The organism is Gimesia sp. (genome assembly GCF_048262075.1).
In the GTDB taxonomy this organism is placed as follows: Bacteria; Planctomycetota; Planctomycetia; order Planctomycetales; family Planctomycetaceae; genus Gimesia.
Genome location: NZ_JBLXFK010000007.1, coordinates 41529 through 65357 on the forward strand (window position 1 = coordinate 41529; position 23829 = coordinate 65357).

Genomic DNA, 23829 nt, shown 5'->3' on the forward strand with positions numbered 1-23829 from the left:
GCGAGAACGACTCAGAGCTCTGCCTGTTCCGTGGCGGGCGCATCCTTCTCCCAGCTGACATCAGCCTGGGCCGGGCGGGTTTTATAAAGTGTCCCATCCTCATTAAACAGTAGCGCGACATTCAAATGCCACATTGTGCCATCTTCACGCTGCCATAGATCACAATAATAGATCGAAGGACTGGACGCAAAATCGCCTGATATTCCCGCATCGTTTAACTCACGAATCGCCTGTTCCTTGGGAGTTCCCAAAGGCGCAATCTCCAGGAGTTTTGCCGACTGCTCTTCAAAGACCAGAGGGGCAGGCACGACCGACCTGAACCCGGTGCAGGCAGCCAGACTCGTGAAGCTGAGCAGAATGAGCCACAGCGCAACCAGCCAGTGTGGTCTCCACCTGTTACCCGGATTCGATTTCATGCCTGCCTGCATCGACTCACTGCCTCCCTGAAAATGAACCTGCTTCCCTCCCTGCAGGTTTGGCGCGTAATATAGCAGTTTCTATATTTCCAGCGTACTGCAATTTGAAAAATCGCCCCCCCTGAGTTCTCTGGCCTGGTAAATTTGAGACAGGTACGTACGTAAAAAAAGCCACACCTGTTCTTTTGGACAGAAATGGCTGATTTTACGTATCTCAACTGAGAACTTAATCCACCCGGATATTATGCTGCTAAAGCAGCCTGGGCAGCTTTCACGATCTCATCAAAGATCTGTGGCTCATAAATTGCCAGTTCGCTGAGTGATTTACGGTTCAGCGTGATGCCAGCTTTTGTCAGACCGTTGATAAACTGAGAGTAATTTGTCCCCCGTGCGCGGCAGGCAGCAGTGATTCGAGTCACCCACAAAGCACGGAACTCGCGTTTACGAACGCGGCGGTCACGGTAGGCATAGACCCGGGCACGAATCAGGGTTTCTTTGACGGTTCGCAGCAGTTTACTGCGACCACCAACATTACCGCGGGCTTCTTTGAACAGTCTTTTCTTGGCTCGACGTCGAGCTGCACCTTTTCGAACTCGCATTATTACTTTCCAACTGTGATGTTAAATTTTGAATCTGTCAGCACACATCCCAGCTCAGGCAGCCGGGATCTCGGCGAAGCCTATGAACCGGGACGCAGGGCATTCACAATCAGCTTCGCTTCAGCGCCTGTCACTACACCATCACCGCGAAGTCTGATCTTTCGCTTGGGGCTCTTTTTACTGAGAATGTGACCGCGAAACGCTTTCCTGTGCTTGGCTTTACCAGAAGCAGTAATTTTGAACCGCTTCTTAATTCCTTTATGTGTCTTTTGCTTAGGCATTTTAATTTTCTATCTTCGTAAACGTTTCAGAGACACGTGCTGCCTCTGAGAAAACAGAGATCCAGTCATCATTCCTGAGTCATATTCTCTACGCGTTCTGCATTCTTCTCAAGCAGAATCCTCAACCAGCAAGACCACATCTGTCCATCAAAACGATACAGAATGGTCTTCAACAGGGAGGTTGATCGGGCAGTATAATCAGCCTCACGTTACTTTTTCCACCGAAACGGGGTGAAAAACCCGGTGACTTCGTAGAAAAAATGACGGATTGACTGAAAACCGGCGTTTCCCGAGCTGCTGACCGGTGATCGTTAAACCTGATATCAGGTTTTATAAACTGAAAATCACTCCGATCACCATTCACTTCAGAAGCTTACAGCAATTCATCGCTAAAGTACAGCCTGACACACTCCCGCAAATTAGACTTAGATCAACCTGTCGCTCCTTCTGAACTTTTCAGACGTTCTTCGATCACATCCCGCGGGATGGCCAGCATTTTCTCAATACTGATGGCTTTATGCCCTTTATACACTCCCGGGAAAGCAGTAAAAACCGGGGAGCCTTCCAGTTCAACGGTCAGGCTCTGAGCACTCCCTTTATTGCACATGATCACATCACCTACGGCCAGATTCAGAACTTCTCCCGCCGTCAATTTACTGTTGTCCAGTTCGACTCGCATCGCAATTTTCGACTTGGAGACACTGGCTTCCAGATTCAGTTGCTGCCTTAAATCCGGTGACTTCTTCTTGTAAGCCGACCAGGTATCGGAGGTCAACTTGTTCGATAATGGCTCAATCGTATTAAAGGGAATACAGAGATTGATAATCCCCCGTGTTTCCCCCATTGTGACTTCAAAAGAGATCAGCACAATTACCTCGTTCGGAGGCACAATCTGTACCAGTTGTGGATTACTTTCAACCTGGGATACCCGAAGTTTCCATTCACACAGGTTACTCCAAGCCGATTCAATCCCCTCGATTGCCAACCCGGTAATTCGGGAAACCAGGCGGATCTCAATTTCAGTTAATGCCCGGTTCGGGTACGCACCGTGAGAATTCCCATCCCCGCCTAACAACCGGTCGATAATCGGAAAAATGATCGACGGGCTGATATCCAGGATAATGTGTCCTTCCAGAGTTTCTGACTCAAGAAGATTAAAGCAGGTCGGATTCTCCAGACTGAAAACGAACTCACTATAGGTCAACTGGTCGACACTGATTAACTTGACTTCAATGATCGAACGTAACATCCCACTGAGGGCGGCGCCAAATTCACGACTGAAGCTCTCATGTAACGCGCGAAAGGCCCGCATCTGCTCTTTGCTGACGCGTTCGGGACGTTTGAAGTCATAAATACTGATCTGGGAGTTAAAGTCGGTGCTTCGCGTCGTAGGACGGCTCGAAGCACTGGTGTTGTTTGCAGAAGGATCTAACGCTGATAAGAGCGATTCGACTTCATTTTGACTGAGTACGTCTGCCATCCGTGGCCTCCCTGAAAATTGAACCACGGCGAGAGCAGACTGCCCGCGACGCGATTTCAATCATTGATCTAACTGCTACTCTCGAATCTGCCCTGCTCCATGGGCTACATATTTATAACTGGTCAGTTCATTTAACCCACAGGGACCACGCGCGTGAAATTTATCGGTACTGATTCCGATTTCCGCCCCCAGTCCAAACTCTCCACCATCATTGAAACGCGTGCTTGCGTTGACAATCACTGCGGCGGAATCAACTTCTGTAGTGAATTTTTCAGACGCAGCCAGTTCTGTCGTCACGATCGACTCTGTATGACCCGATCCATATTGATGAATATGCCGGATCGCTTCATCCATGTCATCCACAATTTTGACAGAGATAATTTTGGCTACGTATTCTGTGCCATAATCTTCTTCAGTCGCTGCTTTAGCTCCTGGTGTCAGTTCCAGTGAACGTGGACAGCAGCGTAGCTCGACCCCCTGCTGCTTGAGTGCCTCTGCCACCCGTGGGTAAATGGTTTCCGCAACATCAATATGCACAAGCAGGCTCTCTGCCGCATTACACACACCGGGACGCTGACATTTGCTGTTCACCGTAATCGATTCCGCCAACTCAGGATCGGCTGACTTATCGAGATAGACGTGGCAGACTCCGTCAAAATGCTTGATGACCGGCATCGTCGCATCGCGGGCCACACGTTCGATCAGACCTTTCCCGCCGCGGGGGATTGTCACATCAATGTATTTGCTCAGTTTCAGAAAATGCCCTACTGCTTCACGGTCTGTTGTCTCGACCAGCTGAACGGCTTCCTCCGGAAGCCCGACATCTCGCAGCCCTTCCTGCAGCAGCTTATAGAAAGCGATGTTGCTGTGAAACGCTTCTTTCCCACCCCTTAAAATCACGGCGTTTCCGCTTTTGACACACAAGGCAGCCGCATCGATGGTTACATTGGGTCGTGACTCGTAGATAAAAAACACAACCCCCAGAGGCACCCGCACGCGCGTGACCAGCAGACCATTCGGACGAATATTACTATCGATGATTTCGCCAATCGGATTGGGTAGGGCGATGATCTCTTCCAGTGCCGTAGTAATTCCCTGAAGTCGGGCCTCAGTCAATCTCAGTCGATCAATGGAAGCTTCCGTCAGTCCATACTCCGGTGCCTGCTTGATATCGACAGCATTTGCTTCCAGGAGATCCGGTGTTCGCTCACGAATCAATTCGCTCATACGGCGCAACCAGGCGTTTTTCTGATTCCCATTCGAGGAAACCAGTTTTCGTGAGGCATCACGCGCCTGCGATGCCAGCAGGTCTGTATATTGAGCCAAGTCTAATTCTGTCATGTCACTCTTAATTTATTTTGGGTAGATGGTAAATGTGTTCATCGACCATCCTGGTACGTAAAACACGTGCAGTTCGTTGAAAAGGACACCTTACGCGACCAAAAGGTGCGCACCGTGCCCCCACAGGCTAATTGCCTGATCGACTGTGTTCAACATACCGAAGTATCAAATATCCGTCGAAATGTGTCAACGCGGGATCACAAACGTCGATTCTGGCTTGATTTCCCGTTAAAATTTCCAGTCTGAGTACAGTTTCGACCGGAAGTCGTGCCATTCTGCATTTCTGGTGCGGGAACCACAGCTCTCTACCATATCCGCTGACCATTTATCCATCATCCGTAACCGGTCCGACATAATCCGCAAGGTATTGAATACGACCTTCTGGGCACCTTTGGCCCCCTCTTTTAACATCTGATCAAATTCTCGCCCAGGGATACGCACGACTTCTACATCAGATAAAGCAACGACACTCGCTGAATGAGGGGCCGGCTTGAAAAACGACATTTCGCCGAAAATAGACAGCGGGCTGAGCTGACTCAGAGTCTGCTCACTTCCATTCGACAGCTTTTTACGCACCTCACAGGAACCACTCTTAATAATCCAGAGATAGCGCGTGGAATTTCCTTCATCCAGGATACGTGCCCCTTCAGAAAACTCTTCCGTTTCAGAGTAATAGAGCAATTCTTCCATCTCAGCCGGTGTCACAGACTGAAACAGAACACAATCATTGATCAGTTCCTCTGTGGATATCATATATATTACCTCGCAAGCGTCGGGGGTGAAATAAATGTTAATCTATGTCCGAATTGAACTTAACGAAAAATGATAGCGGGGTTTCAGATGCCTCCCAAGACGGTGGCACGCCCTACCCGTCCGATTCCCAGTATGTAGGCAGCGACGCGTAGAGACACTTTTTTATCAGTGGCAATCTTCCAGACGAGTTTAAAACTGTCATTCATAATACGATCTAATTCAGAGCGAACGCGGGATTTTTCCCAGCTGAAATGCTGTCTGTTCTGAACCCATTCGAAGTAACTCACCGTCACGCCCCCGGCATTGGCTAGAATATCGGGCACCACAACCACCCCGTTTTTATCAAATATTTCGTCTGCTTCCGGGACAGTTGGATTATTGGCTGCTTCAATGATGCATCTCGCTTTGACTTCTTTAGCGATGTCTTTGGTCAATACTCCCCCTAAAGCAGCAGGAATCAACACGGTCACATTCGATGTGAGCAACTCCTCATTCGACAGGGCTTCCGTTTCCGGAAATCCTTTGACGGCTCCTGTGTCCTTAGTGTATTCGATGAGTTTGGGAATATTAATTCCATCAGCACTGTAAATTCCGCCGCTGGCGTCAGAGACAGCGACAATCTTGGCACCAAACTCATCCAGAAAATGTGCGGCATAGCTGCCCACATTGCCGAACCCCTGGATCGCGACAGTGACTCCTGTCATATCAATTTTCATGTGGTCCAAAGTATCCCGCGTCACCATCGCCACTCCACGACCGGTCGCCTCTTCACGACCATCGGCTCCGTGCAGTTCCAGTGGTTTTCCCGTGACACACGCCGGATTAAACCCCCGATATTTTTCATACTGATTCATGATCCACGCCATCACCTGCGCGTTCGTCCCCATGTCCGGCGCCGGTATATCTTTGAGAGGCCCAATCACATCATAGATCTTATCGATGAATTTACGGGTAACTCGTTCCAGTTCGCCCTGAGACAGTTTACTGGTATCTACTGAAATCCCCCCTTTGGCACCACCATAAGGAATATTCACCAAAGCCGTCTTCCAGGTCATCAGCGAGGCCAGCGCCAACACTTCATCCCCGTTGACTTCCGGATGAAAACGCAGCCCTCCTTTCATGGGGCCACGCGAACTGTCATGTTGCACGCGATAGCCGATGTAGGTCGCGATTTCGCCATTATCCCGTTCGATGGCAACTTCCACTTTGACTTCTCGCTCCGGGGTGCGCAGCAGATCCTGCATATTCTTCGATAACCCGACCTGGCGCGAAGCCTGATAAAAATAACGACATGCTGTTTCGTAAGAACTCATTACATCCTGTCCTGTCTTAACGCGAGCTGATATCTAAAAAAACCAGGAACCGAACTGGTACAAAGCGTAGTCGACTGAAATCGAAACGCCAGATGACTCGCTCCTGATTTCAATTCCTTGTGAAAACGTTTTATGGCACAAAATATTAAGATTTCTTCATACCTGAAAAGATAGGTCACGATTCTTCCATAAAGTCTTTGAAAATCAGAGAATCTGAACTTCAAAAGCGAAAACAGAGCTTCCCCTCAGATTGATACTCCGCAATAAAATCCTGTTTGAATAAAAGACCACTAAACAAACTGTTAGACTGAGTCGAATAATCGATACTTCCATCATAACCCGGCATTGAAGCCAGGTTTTCGTTTATCGTAAAGGAATCAACGCCTGCCTATCTGCCGGAGGTTCCATCTGCGAAGGAACTTCACGGGTCCAGATGCCGGGGATCTCTTTGAGAATATACAAAGCCAGTTCCCGGGCATATAAGGCATGCCCTTCCCGCGAAAACTGAGGTACATTTTGAAGATAGTATCGATCCGGGTTCTGGATACTCTGAAAAGTGCGTGAGGTATCACAGAAGGAAAGATTGATCTGTCGGGAATAAGTCTCTAACAGTTCAAATGGAAAGCGACTTCCATAAGTCACTCCTTCACGAACTCCCAACTGGGTTCTGGCATGCTCTCCACTCATCGCTGACTCTGATACCTGCCAGGGCTTCGGGTAGGATGCCAGGATAAATCGTGAATAAGTCCCCTGTGAAATCTGCTGAATATTCTGAATCGGCTCCAGGGTTTGCCTGACATAAACCGACCAGTCGGGAGGATGATCTTCCAGCCATAAATATTTTCCCTGAGGAGTATCAATATCACGTTCCAGTCCTGCAGGTTGATTTTCGACCCAGTAATCTCCCAGCCAGCGAAGTGAATACCGATAGACGAAGAACTGACTTTCCAGTCGTTCCGGTTCATTATATTTTTCAAACAGGGGATGCATCGAACACAATGGCATCCCCGCATCACTGATCTGTGTATAACGACGCAACGCATGATCGTCGGCCACATCAGACATGTCAAAATGAAACAGAATCAGGTCAGGCTGCAAGCCCACTAAGGAGTGTCTTAAATGCAGATATGACATCAGGGGACAGGCATCAGGCACGCCCGCATTGATCACTTCCACTTTCAGCTCGGTCTGATTCTGCAATAATGTTTGCAGTCGGGAGCAGAATGTATCCTCGTCTGCCATCTCCGGTGCCAGCACAGTCTCCCCCCCCAGACAGAGGATTCGGAAGACTCCCGCAGGCTTTGGTATCGCAGGTTCAGCCCCTCTGAGCCCCATACTGTTGATCGAGAACTGAATCGTTTCTCCCGTATCAGGATGCCTGCGGGATACATCCTGCATAGGCCGGATGCGGTGATAACTCACGTCAGAGGGTATTAAAAACCCTTCGGAATCATAGCTGCTGACCGAGTCTTGATCTCGATATTCGGCCACGCGCAATGCGACCTCGCTCCCAACCGCCAAGAGGATGAGAGTAATCAGTGCCAGCGTAATATGTTTAAGCCAGCGCAGAGGTGAGCGAATGATCTTCAATTCTCAGAAACCGATGTTAAGATTGTTAGCTGGTTATACTTAACGAATGCGTTATTTCCTGTCAGCAATAACGGAAACAACTCAGGAAATGGGGCAGTTCTTTGGGACAAATACGAAGTGGCTAAGAAATGCCAATTCCCGATATTTGTCGGCAAATCAGCGGGGATTCTAATTTTGATCATGATTTACAGCAATATGAGTCTCAATGCACGGGATTGAACTGAGAAGTACAGTAGCGACCGCATTGAAAAAACTCCCGTGAAAGCCTAACTTGCATCATTCGAAACAGGATGCTGTCCATCGGATGTCCCCCTTATTCTCAGCCGGCGATCCACACTCATGAGTAAACGTTCATCAATGACCGAAATTAAAATCAATCCTAAAAAAGCTTTACAGCTCGTTACAGAGCTCATGGCAATCCCCGGTAAAAGCGGCGAAGAGGCGCTGATCGCCGACGAAATTAAAAGCCGCCTGCTCAAAGCAGGGCTGCCGGAGAAATTGATTCAATTCGATAACGCCCATAAAAAAAGTCCTATCGGCGGGCAGACGGGGAATATGATCGTCAAGCTGCCGGGCACTCTGCGAGGACCACGACGTCTTTTGATGGCCCATATGGATACCGTCCCACTGTGTGTCGGCGCAAAACCTGTCAAAAAAGGAGATTTGATTCATTCTAAAAGTGATCAGACTGCATTAGGTGCTGACGACCGTTCTGGTTGCAGCGTCATTCTCAACGCCCTGCTCACCATCCTCGAACAGAACCTCCCCCACCCGCCACTTAGCTTCTGTTGGATGGTTCAGGAAGAAATCGGGCTGGTCGGCGTGCGTCTGCTTACAACCAGCAAGCTGGGCAAACCCAAAATGTGCTTCAACTGGGATGGCAAACTGTCGGATATGCTCTGCATCGGTGCAACCGGTGACTCGGGCATGCAGATCCAGATTCAAGGCATTGCAAGTCACGCCGGCGCACATCCGGAATGTGGCGTCAGTGCCGCCGTGATTGCCTCTCGCGCGATTGACGACCTCTATACCAATGGCTGGCATGGGCTGGTGATCAAAGGGAAGAATACTGGGTCCAGCAATGTCGGAGTCATGGAAGGCGGAGCCGCTACAAATGTGGTGATGCCCGAACTGACCATCAAAGCGGAAGCACGCAGTCACAATCCCGTTTTTCGTCAGAAAATACTGGATGAATTCAAAAAGGCCTTCCTGAAAGCTGCCAAATCAGTGAAAAACAGCGAAGGGAAACAGGGGAATGTTTCATTCGAATCCTACTTGAAATATGATTCCTTCCGCCTGCCGGAAGAGGAACCCGCTGTGCAGACCGCGCGACTTGCCATCGAAAAACAGGGAGGCCAGCCGGAACTGACCATCGCCAATGGAGGCCTGGATGCCAACTGGATGACCGCCCATGGATTCCCGACTGTTACACTGGGATGTGGCCAACAGGACATCCACACCACCAGCGAAACCCTGATGATTGATGAATATCTCAAAGCCTGCCAGATTGGTCTCTTGGTGGCGACGGCAACAGAATCCGCCTGAAAAAAACTTACACGAATTACACAAGATAAAAGTTAAAGCCCCTGATTGAATGAGCGCGACATCCCTGCCCTTTAAAGAAATGTGGATTAACCTGCAGACTCTGGTCAATCACCAGCTGGATCAGGCACTCGATCAATCAGCTGACTGCCCGCCGATTCTCAAAGAAGCAATGTCGTACAGCCTCTCTGCAGGCGGAAAACGATTGCGTCCCATCCTTGTGTTGCTCAGCTGCGAAGCCTGTGGCGGTGATCTGAAAACAGCCTTACCAGCTGCCTGTGCCATCGAAATGGTACATACTTACTCCCTGATTCATGATGATCTACCGGCGATGGACGACGATGAACTCCGCCGCGGTTTACCGACCAGCCATATCAAATTCGGTGAAGCAAATGCGATTCTCGCTGGCGATGCCTTGTTGACCCGGGCTTTTGAACTGCTTGCAAACGAAATCGAAGTAAAGTCTTGTGCAGCAGCCTGTTGTGTTGATCTTGCGAATGCAGCAGGCGCTATAGGAATGGTCGGAGGTCAGGTTGCTGACCTGGAATCAGAGCACCTTGAAAATCCCAGACTCGAAATTCTGGAAGCCATTCATAAGCGTAAGACAGGACGACTGATCTGCAGTGCACTAACCATGGGAGCGCGCATCGGTGGAGCAGATTCAGCGACTCTGAAAAACCTGGAAAGATACGGTACTTGCATAGGATTGGCATTCCAAATTACCGATGATCTGCTTGATTTAACCGGTGATGAAGAAAAAATGGGAAAAGGCGTGCGAAAAGATGCAGATCACGGTAAATTAACCTACCCCTCCCTGATTGGCGTTGAAGAAAGTCGACGACGCTCTCAAAATTTGATTGAAGAAGCGTGCCTCTCGATTGCCCCACTTGGGAGCCACGGCCAACGATTGGAAGAACTGGCCCACTTTATATTGGAACGAGACCACTGATGAACATCGACATTCTACCACGGATCAAGTCGCCACTTGATATGCAAACTTTATCCGGGACTGAACTCGAAACGCTGGCTGCAGAAATCCGTGAAGTTTTGTGTACGGTTGTGGAAGACCGCTCGGCACACTTTGCGAGTAACCTGGGAGTGGTTGAACTCTGCATCGCCTTGCATATCTCTTACGACTTCTCCAAAGATCGACTGATCTGGGATACAGGTCACCAGATTTACCCACACAAGTTACTGACGGGACGCTACTCCGAAATATCGACGATCCGACGCAAAGGGGGCCTGATGGGCTACCCCAATCCGGAAGAGAGCGACTACGACCTGTTCATGACCGGACACGCCGGGGCCAGTGTTTCCACCGTCCTCGGACTCAAAGCTGGTGACGATCTGAGGGGAGAATCAGATCGCAAGTCGGTCGCAGTCATCGGTGATGGTGCACTCCCTTCCGGTGTCGTGTTTGAAGCCATGAACAACGCAGCGGGCATGGATCAGGATGTGCTCGTCATCCTCAACGATAATAAAATGGGAATCTGCCCCCGCGTGGGCGGACTGGCAAAGTATCTCGATAAAGCACGCGTGGCCCCTTTTTACAATGGCCTGAAACGCGATGTCTCCTGGCTCTTGAACAAACTCCCCGTCGTAGGCGAGTCCATGGAACATACCCTGGGCAGCTTCAAAGAGGCAGTCAAAGGCTTTCTGCATGGGGGCATGCTGTTTGAAGAAATGGGCTTCCGCTATATTGGCCCTGTAGATGGCCACGATATTGAATCACTGTCCGGCTATCTGCAGATGATCAAGAATATTAAAGGCCCTGTACTGCTGCATGTATTGACGGAAAAGGGTCACGGTTTTGAACCGGCTACCAATGATCCCGTCTCATTTCATGCACCGGCGCCGTTCCAGAGGAATGAAGAAAACGAAATCGTGCCTGTAGAAAAACCGGGCAGCACTTCCCCCAAAGCCTTTACCGATGTCGTCAGCAGTTCCATTTTCCAGGCAATGACCGACAACGAACGGGTCGTCGTCCTCACGGCAGCCATGTGCGCCGGTAATAAGCTCGGAAAAGTACGCGACGGCTTCCCTGATCGCTTCTTTGACACCGGGATCTGCGAAGCCCATGCGGTCGCCTTTGCCGGCGGAATGGCCAAAGCCGGACTTCGCCCGATTGTAGATATCTACAGTACTTTCCTGCAGCGCAGCTTTGACCATATCTTTCAGGAAGTCGCTTTGCAGAACCTCCCTGTAACCTTCTGCATGGACCGGGCTGGAATCGCTGGTGAAGATGGCCCTACCCATCACGGTGCCTTCGATAACACTTACATGCGGTGCTTCCCGAACATTGTCAACATGTCCCCCGGGGACGCTCTGGATGTCGAACCCATGCTCGAATTTTCGCTGCAGCACGATGGACCGACGGCAATCCGCTACCCCAAAGCGGCCGCCGATGCAGTCGAACGTAAGGTCGCCCCCGTGGAACTGGGCAAATCCGAAGTCTATGTCTGGGGCAAAGATGGAATGCTCATCGCATTTGGCTCTCTGTTCACCAGTTGTATTCAGGCTGCGGAAAAACTGCGTGAAGAAGGACTCGATGTCGGCGTCATCAATGCCCGTTTCTCCAAACCCCTGGATACGGAAGTCATCCATCAGGCCCTGCAGGAATCGGGCTTTGTGATTACTGTTGAAGAAGGTACACTTTGTGGCGGTTTCGGTTCTGCCGTCCTCGAATCGGCAAATGATGCGGGATTAAATACCAGTCACCTTAAACGACTGGGGATTCCAGATCGTTTCATTGAACACGGAAACCGCAAAGAATTACTGGCTGACCTGGGTCTGGATGTCGACGGAATTACCGCGACGGCCCGTGAACTGGCACAGCAGACTAAAGTGGTTATCAACGATTAGTTACATCTCGCATTCTCCAATCAGTATGGACGATTGATTTACGGAGCCTTCCGCATGTTTTCATTGAGTTCTGTTTCTTCTGCACGGATTCCCGGTTTTCTCTGTCTGGCGCTGGTCACCTTAGTACTGTCACCCTTTGTGAAGCCCGCTTTCGCGGAAAGCTATGAATTCAAAGAACCCGTCCAGGACGCGCGCACCTTCAACGTAGATTCCACCATTCGGGTCAAAGGACAGCTGGAAACAGCGATTAAAACAGGACAGGCTCGCTCACTCAAACTCGACGTCGATGGAAAATTTCAGTACCTCGAACGTCGACTCCCCGGAACCGGGCGCGATGCAGAAGCATTTCGCTCACTCCGATATTATGAAGCAGCAACCGCCACTATCGATGTTCAAGGCCAGAAAACCTATGCCCGCGGCAGCGACAAACATCGACTCATCGTTGCTGAAGGGACTTTGGAAGGCCTCTCCCTGCATGCCCCCAACAGTCATCTCCTGCCTTCCGAACTCGAACTGCTGAACTCCCCGGGAGACAGCCTGCCCGTTCTGGCGCTGTTACCCCAGTCGACTGTCGATGTAGGTGAAGTCTGGACTCCGGACCGCTGGGTTCTGCAGTCCCTGACCGGCCTCGAAGCAGTTTTAAAATCGGAATTAACCTGCCAACTGGACTCCGTGGAAGATCAGCTGGCCACCATCAGCTTCACAGGCAGTATCGAGGGAGCGACCGTTGGTGCGCAGACCAATATTTCTGTCAAAGGCAAACTGCAGTTCCGCCTGAACCAAAACTATATCAGTCAACTGGAACTGCAGCAGACAGAGAAACGCTCGGTAGGTTCCGTCAGCCCGGGGATGAAAGTGACCGCGGATGTCAACTGGACACGTTCAATTGCGACTGCCCCCGGCCCGTTAACCGATGAGATGCTGGCTTCAATTCCACTGGAAACCAACCCGGAATCAAAATATCTGAGTTTCGAACCTCCCTGGGATGTCCGGTTATTACTGCCTCGCGACTGGTATGTTTTCCATCAGACGGGGCAGGTCGCTGTGCTACGACTGCTCGATAAAGGCAGCCTGGTCTCACAGGCCAATATCTCAAAAATCCCGACCGTGAAACCGGGAGAACACACCAGCGAAGAACAGTTCCAGCAGGATATTCGATCTTCCCTCGGTGACAAGCTCGTCAAGATTCTGAAAGCAGAAAACCTCTCTACAGATGACGGACGATTCATCCACCGCGTGACTGTAGCCGGGAAAGCCAACGAAATTCCAGTTCAGTGGATTTATTATCTGTGCGCTGCACCGTCCGGCAGACAGATCTCGTTTGTCTTCACCGTGGACGAGAAACTGATCAATGAACTGGATAATCGGGACATGGATATCGTATTGAGCCTGAAATTCCTCGATCCTAAGCCCGCACCGGTCCAGGCAACTCCCCTCGATGGCAACAAGCGAAAATAGCCCGGACAGGTTTCTGACGTCGAGAACTTGAGAGTCAGGTGCAGGCACAACGATCAAATCGGGATCATAATCCTCACAATCATTGCAATCGGTCACAGTGTTTCGTGATTGAACGGGGATTCCCCTGCACTTCTAACCGGAATGCGAACTAAACTTCATTTACTTGGTGTGAATTCTCCAATTTTCTCCAGGCACTCATTCGCAATCCAATCGCTTCAGATTTGATTTCCTTCCCAGACAGGAAGAGAAGTATGACACCAGTTCTCACAACATCATTATCAACACTGCCCAACGAATTACTGATCTGTTTCGGTGCGGGGTTGCTGATCGCTGTCTCACTCGGCTTTGCTGCCGGTTATATCCTGGGAAAGAGTGCGCCGGCCCGGAACTTCCGTCGTGCCCAGAAACATCTTCAAAACTGTTTTCAGCACGTCAAAGAAACACTGGATACCGCATACACGGCCTGTTCGCTTCTCGAAAAATTTCCGGGTACCACTCTGACCAATGAGCAGACTCGGGAATTGAATTCCAAACGGACCAGCCTGCTCTCACTAATCAATCGTCTGGTCGAGCGAAAAAATACAGAGCCGGACAAAACCCCGCCTGTCACAAAACAGGACAAAAAGAAACAGCAGGAATTCCCCGCCTTACAGTGGGCCTTCCAGCCGGAACATTCACATCTAAAGCTGCCTGACTCTTCTGCTTTCGAAGCCAATCTGGATATGATGCTGCTGACAGGAGCCGACACGGAAAACCACTGCGGGCTTTTACTCGTGCAGATGAATCAACATGATCAGCTCAAAGAACGTTTGGGGATTATGGCCCCTATCAAGTTCATGAAAACCCTTTCCCGCCTGATCATGCACAAAGTCCGCGACGAAGATGTCATCTGTCTCTGGAAGTCAGACACACTGGCAATCCTGTTCCCAGGCGTTGAAGTCGATGCCGGTCAGATGTGTGCCGAATCAATTCGAGAAGCAATTCGCCATCACCATTTCCGACTGGAGAGCAATAGCCCGGAAGTCGTCGTTACTGCCAGTCTCGCGTATCTCAACTGTGTTCCCGGCGATTCCGCCGAGCTGGTTCTGGAACGTGGACTTCACGCATTGGCTAAATCCCAGAAACAGGGCCGCAATCAGCTGATCATCCAGGAAAGTCACTCCTACGAACACAAACAGGCAATTTGAAGCTCCTCCGCTTCGTCTTCGCAGAATCCTAAGGTGTTTCAGAATCGGACCGTTCTCCTGGCAATTCACTGATCCACTGCCCGATCAGGTCGACTGCTTCCTGATGCACAACCCGGTTCCCGATATTAGGCATCCGCGCTGCCAGATCACTGGACTGTAGACGATACATCAGGATCGACTTCTCGGGCGCACCGGGCACGATATCGTAACTGCGTCCTCCCGACCCCCTGCCCGCGGCCACCGGATTTTTCCAGACGCCCCATTTCGCTGGATCCTGTTGAGAAAACCGCAAGTCCAGACCCGTCGTTCGCGCATTCCCTCCCGGACTGTGACAGTGAGCGCAATTCACAGCCAGATAAGCGCGGACCCGTTGATCGACTGTTCCGGAATGAGAGTCAGAAAATGCGGGAAGTTGACTGATCTCTTTCAATCGGGGAGCCCCCTGCAGCTTCCCTTTTCGTGCCAGATAGGCCAACTGATTTTCCTCACCTTCTGCATAGTGGTTCATCCGATTCAGATTCGCAGCGGTAGGCCCAATGGGCACATACTTGTCATGCTGGCTGTGACAACTGATGCATTGATTCGCGTTAGGTACCAGGTGTCGGGTTGATCGTGTCTGACCGTCAGAATGGATCCAGGACACATCGATTTCTCCGCCTCCCAGGCTGAGTTCAGCATCGGTTTGTTCTTTATTCCAAATGTAGGAATACCCGTACCAGCCAGACGCTTTCCGAAACTCAACGCGGGTTTCCAACAGTCGCTCACCAGCAGAGGGATTACGTTGATCATTCAGATAAGAAAACGTTTTGACCAAAATGCTGCCTACCGGAAACTCCAGCACACCGGATTCCTGAAAACGGATTTTCTCTCCCGCGGGCAGACGAACGAAACGATGTTTGGTTGTGTAATCGGTAAACAATGTTGTCAGTAAATCGTAGGGGATCACATCTTCGGCCGGTTCCTGTGTCACCCCATTCCCCTGAAACAAACCCAGTTCAGACAGTTTACGCGGGGCATCATAATAGACCTGCAATGCCCTGTTTTTTGTCGGCTCTGGTTTTCCGTGTGGTTGAAGTTTAACCGGATTCAGAGCTGGCAGCACTCCGGTAAAAGCAGATGAATCAGTCTCGGGTTTATATTTTCCGGTCGCAATTTTCTCTGGTGTTAAATTTCCGAAATCAATATTCAAAAAACGAACGTCACCATTATTTGACAGTCGCAGACTTTTCTCAGCCGGAATCTTTCCATCAACCCGCTTTTGAGAATCAATCACGCCATCATAAACAATCTCGGGTAAAGGGGTTCCCACAATCGACTTCAAAATCAGGCCCAGTTCCCCGTCCGGTTCTCCGCCTCCCCCTTTGATTTTGTTGTCATGGATGAAAACACCTTCCGGGTAGGGATCATAATTCGGGTCGTTCATTTTCTTGCCAAAAATCAGAAAGCTGACGACAGACACATTAAAAGATCGATTGTCCTCGATGGTATTCTCGAAGATTTCCACTTCATCAGTAGCCATCACCAGGATGCCGGTACCAGCTGGAACGGAGGCTACCATGTTCCCTGCAGGCGCAAAGTTAGCGAGGTTATTCTTAAAAATACGATTACGAAATAATCTCACATGCCTCCCGTTTTTTTGAGGCAGCCCCGGAAGATCGAAAACAAGCAACCCGCCAGTGTTTCCGGTCACCACGTTCCCATACACGTCTGCATTGACTGTATTCTCAATTTCAATACCGGCCACATTCGCTTCAGCACGGCTGTTTCGAACAATCACGTCCGTCGACTGCCCAACATAAATTCCCGCATCAGCGGCCCCTATCGCCACACAGTTTTCAATCAATACATTTTTGCATTGCACCGGATAGAGCCCGTATGCCCCGTTCGTTGTTTTCGGTCCGCCCGTCCACTCGGTGCGCACACCGCGAAAGGTCACATTCTCAGCCCCTAACACTTTAATGGCATTGTGGCTGGTATCTTCAACGGCAAAGTATTCCAGAACCAGATTATCTCCACTCGCCAGGAGCCCAAAACTGCCATCGGTCTGATTCTTGAAGGAAAGAACCGTTTTCTCATGCCCCTGTCCGCGAATGGTGACATTATCGGTCACCAGATTTAAACCGGATTGTAACTCATATCGTCCCGCTTCCAGAATCAGCACATCGCCGGGAACCGCCTGTATCAGTCGCGACTGAAATTGAAACTGAAACTCAGGTCCGGGTGTAAAGGTATAAGTTGATGCTTCCAGTCTAAACGCAGGCTTTTCCTCAGCACCTGCTAAAACAGCAACATGCAGCAAGCCGCATCCCAAAACCAGCCCACACAGGATAAACGCTCTCGAAAATGTCATCCGCTGATAAAACGCCATATCAAAGAAACCTGTCAAGAAATGAGTGGAAGTGAATTCGTTATTTTAACGCAACCGTCAATCCGGTGCGCAGCAGATTGCCCAGCGATGGTTTCGTATATAAATCAAATAGACGCCAGCCCACCGCTTCAGGATTGGAATGTGAAGGAAACCAGACTGGTTTGGGAAACAGGGTTAAGGGGCCGTACAACACAGTTTTTTCCACGTCCGCCAGAAAGTAAGTATTATGCACGTTTCCGATCCCACTGACGACATCCTGTAATGTCGCCCCCGGTGCCCCACCCCAGGGAGTCGACATGAATGCGTAATTTAAAGCAGGCCAGTGATTAATTCCTACGGCTCCATAATTCAACTCTCCAATACACCGATCAAGGATCGCTTGTTCTGCGTTGCGAAACGCATCGGGAACCGTAAGCGTCGCACACAAGGTCCCCCAGACATCCTCGTTCACAAATTCAACCGCTTGTTCCAGAAATCCCGAGGCTGTCTCTGCTTTCAATGCTGTTTCTGCGCAGACACAGACGAATGATTCTTCCTGAAACAGATGAGGCGACTGAGCAGGATCGGCATCGCGAATCAGTTTCCAGGGTAAATACTCTTTGTCATCTGGTTCAGAACCGGTAAAGCGCTGCCAGCGTTCGGCTGCCCCCGGATAGTACGCGTAACGTCGAGAGATCTGCTGTAACTTCTGCTCAATCAGCATTAGAAACTGATCCCGATCAGGCCAGTCAGCGGAAGTAACAATGACCTTGGTAGCCAGACAGTTAAAAGACGCATTATTCACAATCGAAGCCGCAATGTTTTCTGCCTGAAACTGCAATTGCCGGTCGGAATAATGACCGGGAACGACAATCCAGGGAGAGACATTGCCCAGCTCACTCGTGACGGGAATTTCCAGGCGAGGCTGGTTATTCTCTTTTCGCGTATGGCATTCCTCCGAATCGCTGCCCCACACAATCGCATCATGGGTTTGTGTCGAACCGGTAATATGAACTCGGTCAATCGCCGCATGTTCAAGCAGATAAGCGCCTGCCTCTGCATTGCCGCTGACTATCCTGAGGAGCCCTGCATCGATCAGCGGGGAGAATGACCGTTCGAACACAGGCTTGAGATAGTCATTCACCGGATTCATCTTCAGCAGCACCCGCTCGCCATCCTGCAAAATTTTAGTCAATACATCGGTCGCAGGAATCGCGGAAACATTGCCCGCCCCCAGCACCAGGGTCAGAGGCAACTCGAAGTTTGCAGAACGTTCTAAACCTGTCAGATCAAACAGGTTCTCCGGGGAAACATCAGGATTCAACCAGGCTTCAGCCGACAGTCCGTAGAATACCAGAGCATCAAAAATCCCTGAAGTGGGAAATACCGGTACGCAGATCTGACCTCCCGCTTTTGATCTCGGGCTTCCCGGCAGACGAGGTTGGCCGACGGCGGAAATTGCTTTGAGACTGATCAACAAAACCTGTAGAAACCGCGCCACTGAAACCGGTCCTGCCAGAACTTCTTCTGCGCAGGTCGAGCTCTCACGTGGAATCCGCTTCGCTGCACAGGCCAGATCAACCCACTCCCTGGCAGCTTCAGACAGACAGCACAGACACTGCTCTGTCAAATCAATTCGAGCAGCAACGGATAATCCTACCTCCGACCGGTTGTTTGCTGTCAGTTCTTCCAGCGCCTGATCGAGTTCAGACAGGTCCATACTATTAACACTTTGCTGATTCAGAATCGCCTCCTCTCGACGCTACTTCTCCAGTATTGAATGAGTGAGACAGTCGGTTGAAGTGATTAGGGAGCCTCTACGACTTCCCCTCCCTGGACTGTTGAAAGTGCCTGATAGGTTCCCATATCGATATTCTCACTGATGAAATGTACTGATCCATCTGCATAGAGAAAGTGTGCTCCCCCGACATGTTGGCTACGGAAATTACTGGTGGCATCTGCACCGCTCCCAAACGTGCAGTCTGTAAAGTTCGACAGATCGATTAGAGTTTCCGTGGTAAAAGTCTTGTTGATTCGGTCTGACGTACTCCCAAACACACTGGCGCGCGGCCCCATAAACAGGGCTGCCTTGAAATCAGATGGAGGTGGTTGTGCGATCATCCAACCCTGGCCGGCTTCGACCGGAGTTGCAGGACCAGTAGTACACCCCTGACCTTCACATAATTTGAATTGAGGTCCCGTCGCTGCTTCCCCCATGGCGATCGTATTGCTGGAACCATCCATAATATCAGACATGCGGGACCCACGATTGAGGTCAAACATCCCTTTCACCGTGCTGGAATGATTACTGGAACTACACCAGGCCACGTTCGAGCCGCGGCACATGACATAGGTAGTGATTCCAAAAGTTCCGCCGGCGGGAATGAAGCTTGCAAGAGCAGGTTCATTGATCGGATTTGCGCCCACATTGGAAGGACAGGCAAAGATGGGTAACACCGTCCGCGCTACTGTGGGAGACTGCTGTTCCCAGGGTTTGACAGAATCATAGAGGTTCGACAGGTTCGCCTGGTCAAAGTAAGGCAGCATCATCACGATACCGTTCGCAAAAAAATCGCCCCCCCCTGAAGAACCGGGTCTCAGACTGGCCCCCAGCGGAAACATGCGGTGGGCTTCGTGATAATTATGCATTGCCAGCCCGAACTGCTTCAGATTGTTTTTACATTGTGTGCGACGGGCCGCCTCCCGAGCCTGCTGGACGGCGGGTAGCAGGAGCGCAATCAGAATCGCGATGATCGCGATGACCACTAACAACTCAATGAGTGTGAATCCTCTTTTTAGAGCTCTACGATGTGACATGACGCTTCTCCTCGCTTTTCCAATTGATTGACGGAAGTATTTGAATCAAAAAATATAAGATCTCTGAGAGACCGCTCTTGAACGGGTCACTCAGTAAATAGACGCAAACACACACTCAGAAAGCGAATCCTTTTCAAAATCTGATGACTCAATGTGACTTCTACGATCACCAGACTGTCGAACAGGATGAGAAGTTGACTTCATAGAGCGCATCACATTGAACGATAGCGTCTCTCAATCTAAGATACTCGGGCCCAATAGCCCCGGAGACGCTACAGAAAACTGGACACAGTCTAAATCATCGCGCGAAGGCAAACTTCAAAACTCATAATGATCCAGCCTGAAAGGAAAAACCTCCTGCTCATGAGAAGTGTGAGCCGAAATCAGAGTTTTTTCTTAAAAAAAAGATAGATCACCGGTAACGTTACCGTTACTATTATCTCTGATGTTAATCCCGCCGAATTTCGATTTCAACAAAAATCTGAAAAATTACCGGTACTGCACGATGCCTGTGAACTCGAACACTCAAATTGCGACTTCTTCCTTTCCCAAACTGCTGCAGCTATACTCCAGAGACCTCACACATACGGAGCAAGCATGAGTTCAACTGAAGCCGGTAAGATCCCCTCTAAAAAGGAAATCAGTTCGCAGGATGCCATCCTCAAGGCAGCCATCGCGGAATTTGCAGAACGGGGCGTCGATGGTGCCCGGATCGAAGCAATCGCCAAACAGGCTAAATTCAATAAATCGCTGATTTACCGCTATTTCAACGACAAACAGGGACTGTTCGAAGCTGCTCTGCAAAGCAAACTCGAAGAACGAAACGAGAGCGTCGAAAAAATCCCCAAAGAGATTACCGAGGTGCTGCAGTTCTACTTCAAGGAAAATCTGCGCGACCAGAACTACGTGCGGGTATTGCTGAATGAAGCACAACAGAACCAGGGAGAGCCACTGATCGACGAAGACTGGCGCAGGGAATACTACCAGAACCACATCGATCGACTGAAACAATCACAGTCGGAGGGAGCCATTTCTGATGAACTTGACCCTGTCTGCCTGATGTTGATCTTTACGGCCCTGGTCTTTTTTCCCGCCACCCTGCCCCAGCTGGCACAATTGATATCCGGCCACAAAGTCGACTCGGATGAGTTTCAGGCACGCTGGTATGACTGTCTGCAGATGCTCACCCGACTCATGCAGCCTGATTAAATATCTCTGTCTTCGAAGTCACTGCAGTCAGAACGTAAATCATTTATAAGTTAACACTTATGAAAACAAAGCCTTTCAGGGGCCTGTTACACAGAATGATTGTTCGGAATTCAACGGCACTGATTTTCTAAAGAGATACCGGACTTTTAGAATTCCTTCGAATAAAGACCAACGTCTGCTGCTCACCAGACGTAATAATTTCTACTGGACTCTGAAAGAATTGAAATGGTGTTTTCATCGCGTTTTTTCCAGTTAAAACGGTCTCTGACAGACAGTTGCAAATAAAAGGTCCTGGAAATGTCACCTTGTTCTGTTTTCTCCGATCCTATAATATCAAGCGGCTGACATTAGTGAGGCTCTGTTTAACGTCAGGTCTCTCTAACGGTTTTTCTATATCACTTCAAATCCAAGCAACGGACGAAACTTATGAAGTTAAATCCTCCCTCAAAAGCAGCCTCTGCTCTCAGTCTTTGTATGGTTCTCCTTCTGGGAACTGCGATTTTTGCGCAGCAGGCTACTGTCTCTGAATCAGCCAACGATTCAACCACAGCCAAACGGGTCTGTGCGATGGTCAGCCGCTTCCATATCAGCGGCAAACCGATCAATGATGAAATCTCTCAGAAACTGATGAAGCGTTTCATCAAACAACTCGACCCACAGAAGCTGTATTTCTACAAATCAGACATTGAGGGATTCGAAGCCGACAAAACTCAGTTGGATGACAAACTGGCTGTGGGTGATGTCAACTTTGCTTATGAATCATTCGATCTGTACCTGAAGCGTCTTCAGGAACGGATGGAATATGCTCAGCAACTGGTCGATGTAGACCATGACTTCTCCGTCGATGAATCTATCATCGTTGACGCCAAAGAACAGGATTTTGCCAAAGATCCGTCAGAGTTGAATGAACGCTGGAGAAAGCGTGTCAAATACGATCTACTGAACCTGATCCTGGAAGATAAGAAGCTCGAAGAAGCACGCGAGCAGTTACACAAACGCTACCGGAATAATCTCAGAACCATGACTCAGACTGAAAAGTCAGAAAAGCTGGAAATGTATCTCAGTTCTCTGACTCACTGTTTTGACCCTCACTCCAGCTATATGTCTCCCCAGACACTGGAAGACTTCCGTATCAGCATGGAACTCAGCCTGGACGGCATCGGTGCTGCCCTGCGGTCGGAAGATGGTTTCACAGTGGTTGCCGAAATCGTTCCCGGCGGTGCCGCTGATGCAGATGGACGTTTGAAAGCAGGTGACAAAATCGTTGGCGTCGCTCAGGAAGATGGCGATTTTGTTGATGTCGTCGAAATGAAACTCAGTAAAGTGGTTCGCTACATCCGTGGAAAACGTGGGACCATTGTGCAGCTGCGAGTCAAGAAAGAAAAGAATAATGCCGTTGAAACCTATCAGCTGACTCGGAAAAAAATTGAGTTAAGCACATCCGAAGTCAAAGGCAAAATCATTGAAACCGGTGAAAGAATTCCGGGCAAAACAGGTCGCATCGGGGTAATCAGTATCCCCTCCTTCTATCGCGATTTCCGTGGTGCCCAGCGAGGCGATGAAAACTTCAAAAGCACCGCTCGCGATGTGCGTAAAGTGCTCTATGATTTCCGTGATCAGGGTGGCGTAGATGGCGTTGTCGTCGATCTGCGATTCAACGGCGGTGGTGCTCTCAGTGAAGCCATCGAAGTCTCCGGTCTGTTTGTGGATGAAGGCCCGGTTGTTCAAGTCAAACAGATGGACGGCGAACGGAAAATCCACAGTGACGTCGAACCAGGTGCCGTCTACACGGGACCTCTGGTTGTGGTCTGTAATCGACTTTCCGCATCGGCATCAGAAATTTTCGCAGGCGTGATCAAAGACTATAAACGAGGTTTGATCATTGGTGATACAACCACTCATGGTAAGGGTACCGTGCAGAATGTGATGCCAGTCAGCAACCAGATGTTTTCATTTCTGCGTGGCCAGGACCTGGGCGCTTTGAAACTGACAATCAACCAGTTCTACCGCGTCAACGGTGATAGTACTCAAAACCGGGGCGTCCGCTCTGACATTGTGCTGCCTTCATTGATTGACAACATGGATCTGGGTGAGTCCTTCCTTGACGATGCCATGGAGTTCGACCAGACAGAGGTCGCTCAGTTTGCTCCGGTCGGTATGGTGAATCCACAGATTCTGGATCAGTTGAAACAGTCCAGCTCAAAGCGGATTGTTGCTGACAAGGAATTCAAAGAAACACAGGAAGAAATTGACAAATACCTGCAGAAGAAAAATCAGAAAACCATCTCTTTGAATGAAGCTGCACGACGTAAAGAAATCTCCAGCGACAAAGAGAAGGAAGACAAGAAAAAGGAAGAAGAAAAAGCAAAGAAAGAAGCAGCCGACAAGGAGATCTTCAAAAAGGATTACTACAACGATGAAATCCTGAATATCACCGTCGATTACATGAACGTACTCAAGAACATGAATACTGTTCAGCGTTAATCCTGCTAACACATAAAACAGACTCCCCCTTGACTCCGGTCTCTGACTTCAGAGGCCGGAGTTTTTTATTCCCATGTCAGCCGGCAGCGACTCAAATCGAACAATCCATTCGGAAGGTATTGAATGCATGGAACCGGAGTCGCCGAATCG

The 23829-nt window shown here is 49.8% G+C and carries 18 protein-coding genes; 7 read left to right on the forward strand and 11 right to left on the reverse strand.

Annotated elements, in window-relative coordinates; translation table 11 throughout:
• Positions 1 to 11 precede the first annotated feature (11 nt).
• The 8 genes from ACN0YH_RS15050 to ACN0YH_RS15085 all read right to left on the reverse strand — a co-directional run bounded on the left by ACN0YH_RS15050 (position 12) and on the right by ACN0YH_RS15085 (position 7773).
• Entirely contained in the window at positions 12 to 416 is a 405-nt protein-coding gene (locus ACN0YH_RS15050; RefSeq protein ID WP_417380395.1) for a hypothetical protein, read from the reverse strand.
• Positions 417 to 658: 242 nt separating this feature from the next.
• A complete protein-coding gene (gene rplT, locus ACN0YH_RS15055) occupies positions 659 to 1015 on the reverse strand; it encodes a 50S ribosomal protein L20 (protein WP_417380396.1) in 357 nt (118 codons plus the stop codon).
• A gap of 80 nt (positions 1016 to 1095) precedes the next feature.
• Positions 1096 to 1296 carry a 50S ribosomal protein L35 gene (rpmI, locus tag ACN0YH_RS15060; protein WP_417380397.1) on the reverse strand — a complete coding sequence of 67 codons (201 nt, stop codon included), beginning with the start codon at positions 1294 to 1296 and terminating at the stop codon, positions 1096 to 1098.
• A gap of 430 nt (positions 1297 to 1726) precedes the next feature.
• Entirely contained in the window at positions 1727 to 2776 is a 1050-nt protein-coding gene (gene fliM / locus ACN0YH_RS15065) for a flagellar motor switch protein FliM (RefSeq protein ID WP_417380398.1), read from the reverse strand.
• A gap of 75 nt (positions 2777 to 2851) precedes the next feature.
• A complete protein-coding gene (locus ACN0YH_RS15070) occupies positions 2852 to 4117 on the reverse strand; it encodes a glutamate-5-semialdehyde dehydrogenase (RefSeq protein ID WP_417380399.1) in 1266 nt (421 codons plus the stop codon).
• Positions 4118 to 4345: 228 nt separating this feature from the next.
• Positions 4346 to 4870: a Crp/Fnr family transcriptional regulator gene (locus ACN0YH_RS15075; protein WP_417380400.1), complete on the reverse strand. Its 525-nt coding sequence runs from the start codon at positions 4868 to 4870 to the stop codon at positions 4346 to 4348.
• 83 nt (positions 4871 to 4953) lie between these two features.
• On the reverse strand, positions 4954 to 6183 hold the full coding sequence (locus tag ACN0YH_RS15080) for a Glu/Leu/Phe/Val family dehydrogenase (protein WP_417380401.1): 1230 nt from the start codon (positions 6181 to 6183) through the stop codon (positions 4954 to 4956).
• 363 nt (positions 6184 to 6546) lie between these two features.
• On the reverse strand, positions 6547 to 7773 hold the full coding sequence (locus ACN0YH_RS15085) for a hypothetical protein (protein WP_417380402.1): 1227 nt from the start codon (positions 7771 to 7773) through the stop codon (positions 6547 to 6549).
• A 339-nt stretch (positions 7774 to 8112) separates the two neighbouring features.
• Between ACN0YH_RS15085 and ACN0YH_RS15090 the strand changes: the two genes are divergently transcribed.
• The 5 genes from ACN0YH_RS15090 (at position 8113) to ACN0YH_RS15110 (ending at position 14822) form a co-directional block, all read left to right on the forward strand.
• A complete protein-coding gene (locus ACN0YH_RS15090) occupies positions 8113 to 9318 on the forward strand; it encodes a M20/M25/M40 family metallo-hydrolase (RefSeq protein WP_417380403.1) in 1206 nt (401 codons plus the stop codon).
• Positions 9319 to 9367: 49 nt separating this feature from the next.
• Positions 9368 to 10264, forward strand: a complete 897-nt coding sequence (locus ACN0YH_RS15095; protein WP_417380404.1) for a polyprenyl synthetase family protein — start codon at positions 9368 to 9370, stop codon at positions 10262 to 10264.
• A complete protein-coding gene (dxs, locus tag ACN0YH_RS15100) occupies positions 10264 to 12177 on the forward strand; it encodes a 1-deoxy-D-xylulose-5-phosphate synthase (protein WP_417380405.1) in 1914 nt (637 codons plus the stop codon). The genes ACN0YH_RS15095 and dxs overlap by 1 nt, the downstream gene beginning before the upstream one ends.
• 54 nt (positions 12178 to 12231) lie before the next feature.
• Positions 12232 to 13635, forward strand: coding sequence for a hypothetical protein (locus tag ACN0YH_RS15105; RefSeq protein ID WP_417380406.1), 1404 nt, complete (start codon positions 12232 to 12234; stop codon positions 13633 to 13635).
• A 251-nt stretch (positions 13636 to 13886) separates the two neighbouring features.
• On the forward strand, positions 13887 to 14822 hold the full coding sequence (locus ACN0YH_RS15110; protein ID WP_417380407.1) for a GGDEF domain-containing protein: 936 nt from the start codon (positions 13887 to 13889) through the stop codon (positions 14820 to 14822).
• A gap of 28 nt (positions 14823 to 14850) precedes the next feature.
• Here ACN0YH_RS15110 and ACN0YH_RS15115 read toward each other — a convergent pair whose 3' ends face one another.
• The 3 genes from ACN0YH_RS15115 to ACN0YH_RS15125 form a co-directional block, all read right to left on the reverse strand.
• On the reverse strand, positions 14851 to 17190 hold the full coding sequence (locus ACN0YH_RS15115; protein ID WP_417380408.1) for a parallel beta-helix domain-containing protein: 2340 nt from the start codon (positions 17188 to 17190) through the stop codon (positions 14851 to 14853).
• Positions 17191 to 17230: 40 nt separating this feature from the next.
• Positions 17231 to 18889 (reverse strand): aldehyde dehydrogenase family protein, encoded by a 1659-nt coding sequence (locus ACN0YH_RS15120; protein WP_417380409.1) that lies wholly within the window; start codon positions 18887 to 18889, stop codon positions 17231 to 17233.
• Between the two features lie 86 nt (positions 18890 to 18975).
• A complete protein-coding gene (locus tag ACN0YH_RS15125) occupies positions 18976 to 19986 on the reverse strand; it encodes a DUF1559 domain-containing protein (RefSeq protein ID WP_417380410.1) in 1011 nt (336 codons plus the stop codon).
• A gap of 597 nt (positions 19987 to 20583) precedes the next feature.
• Here ACN0YH_RS15125 and ACN0YH_RS15130 point away from each other — a divergent pair.
• Together ACN0YH_RS15130 and ACN0YH_RS15135 are read left to right on the forward strand one after the other, a co-directional pair.
• Entirely contained in the window at positions 20584 to 21195 is a 612-nt protein-coding gene (locus tag ACN0YH_RS15130; protein WP_417380411.1) for a TetR/AcrR family transcriptional regulator, read from the forward strand.
• Positions 21196 to 21621: 426 nt separating this feature from the next.
• Positions 21622 to 23679 carry a carboxy terminal-processing peptidase gene (locus ACN0YH_RS15135; RefSeq protein WP_417380412.1) on the forward strand — a complete coding sequence of 686 codons (2058 nt, stop codon included), beginning with the start codon at positions 21622 to 21624 and terminating at the stop codon, positions 23677 to 23679.
• Positions 23680 to 23829 lie beyond the last annotated feature (150 nt).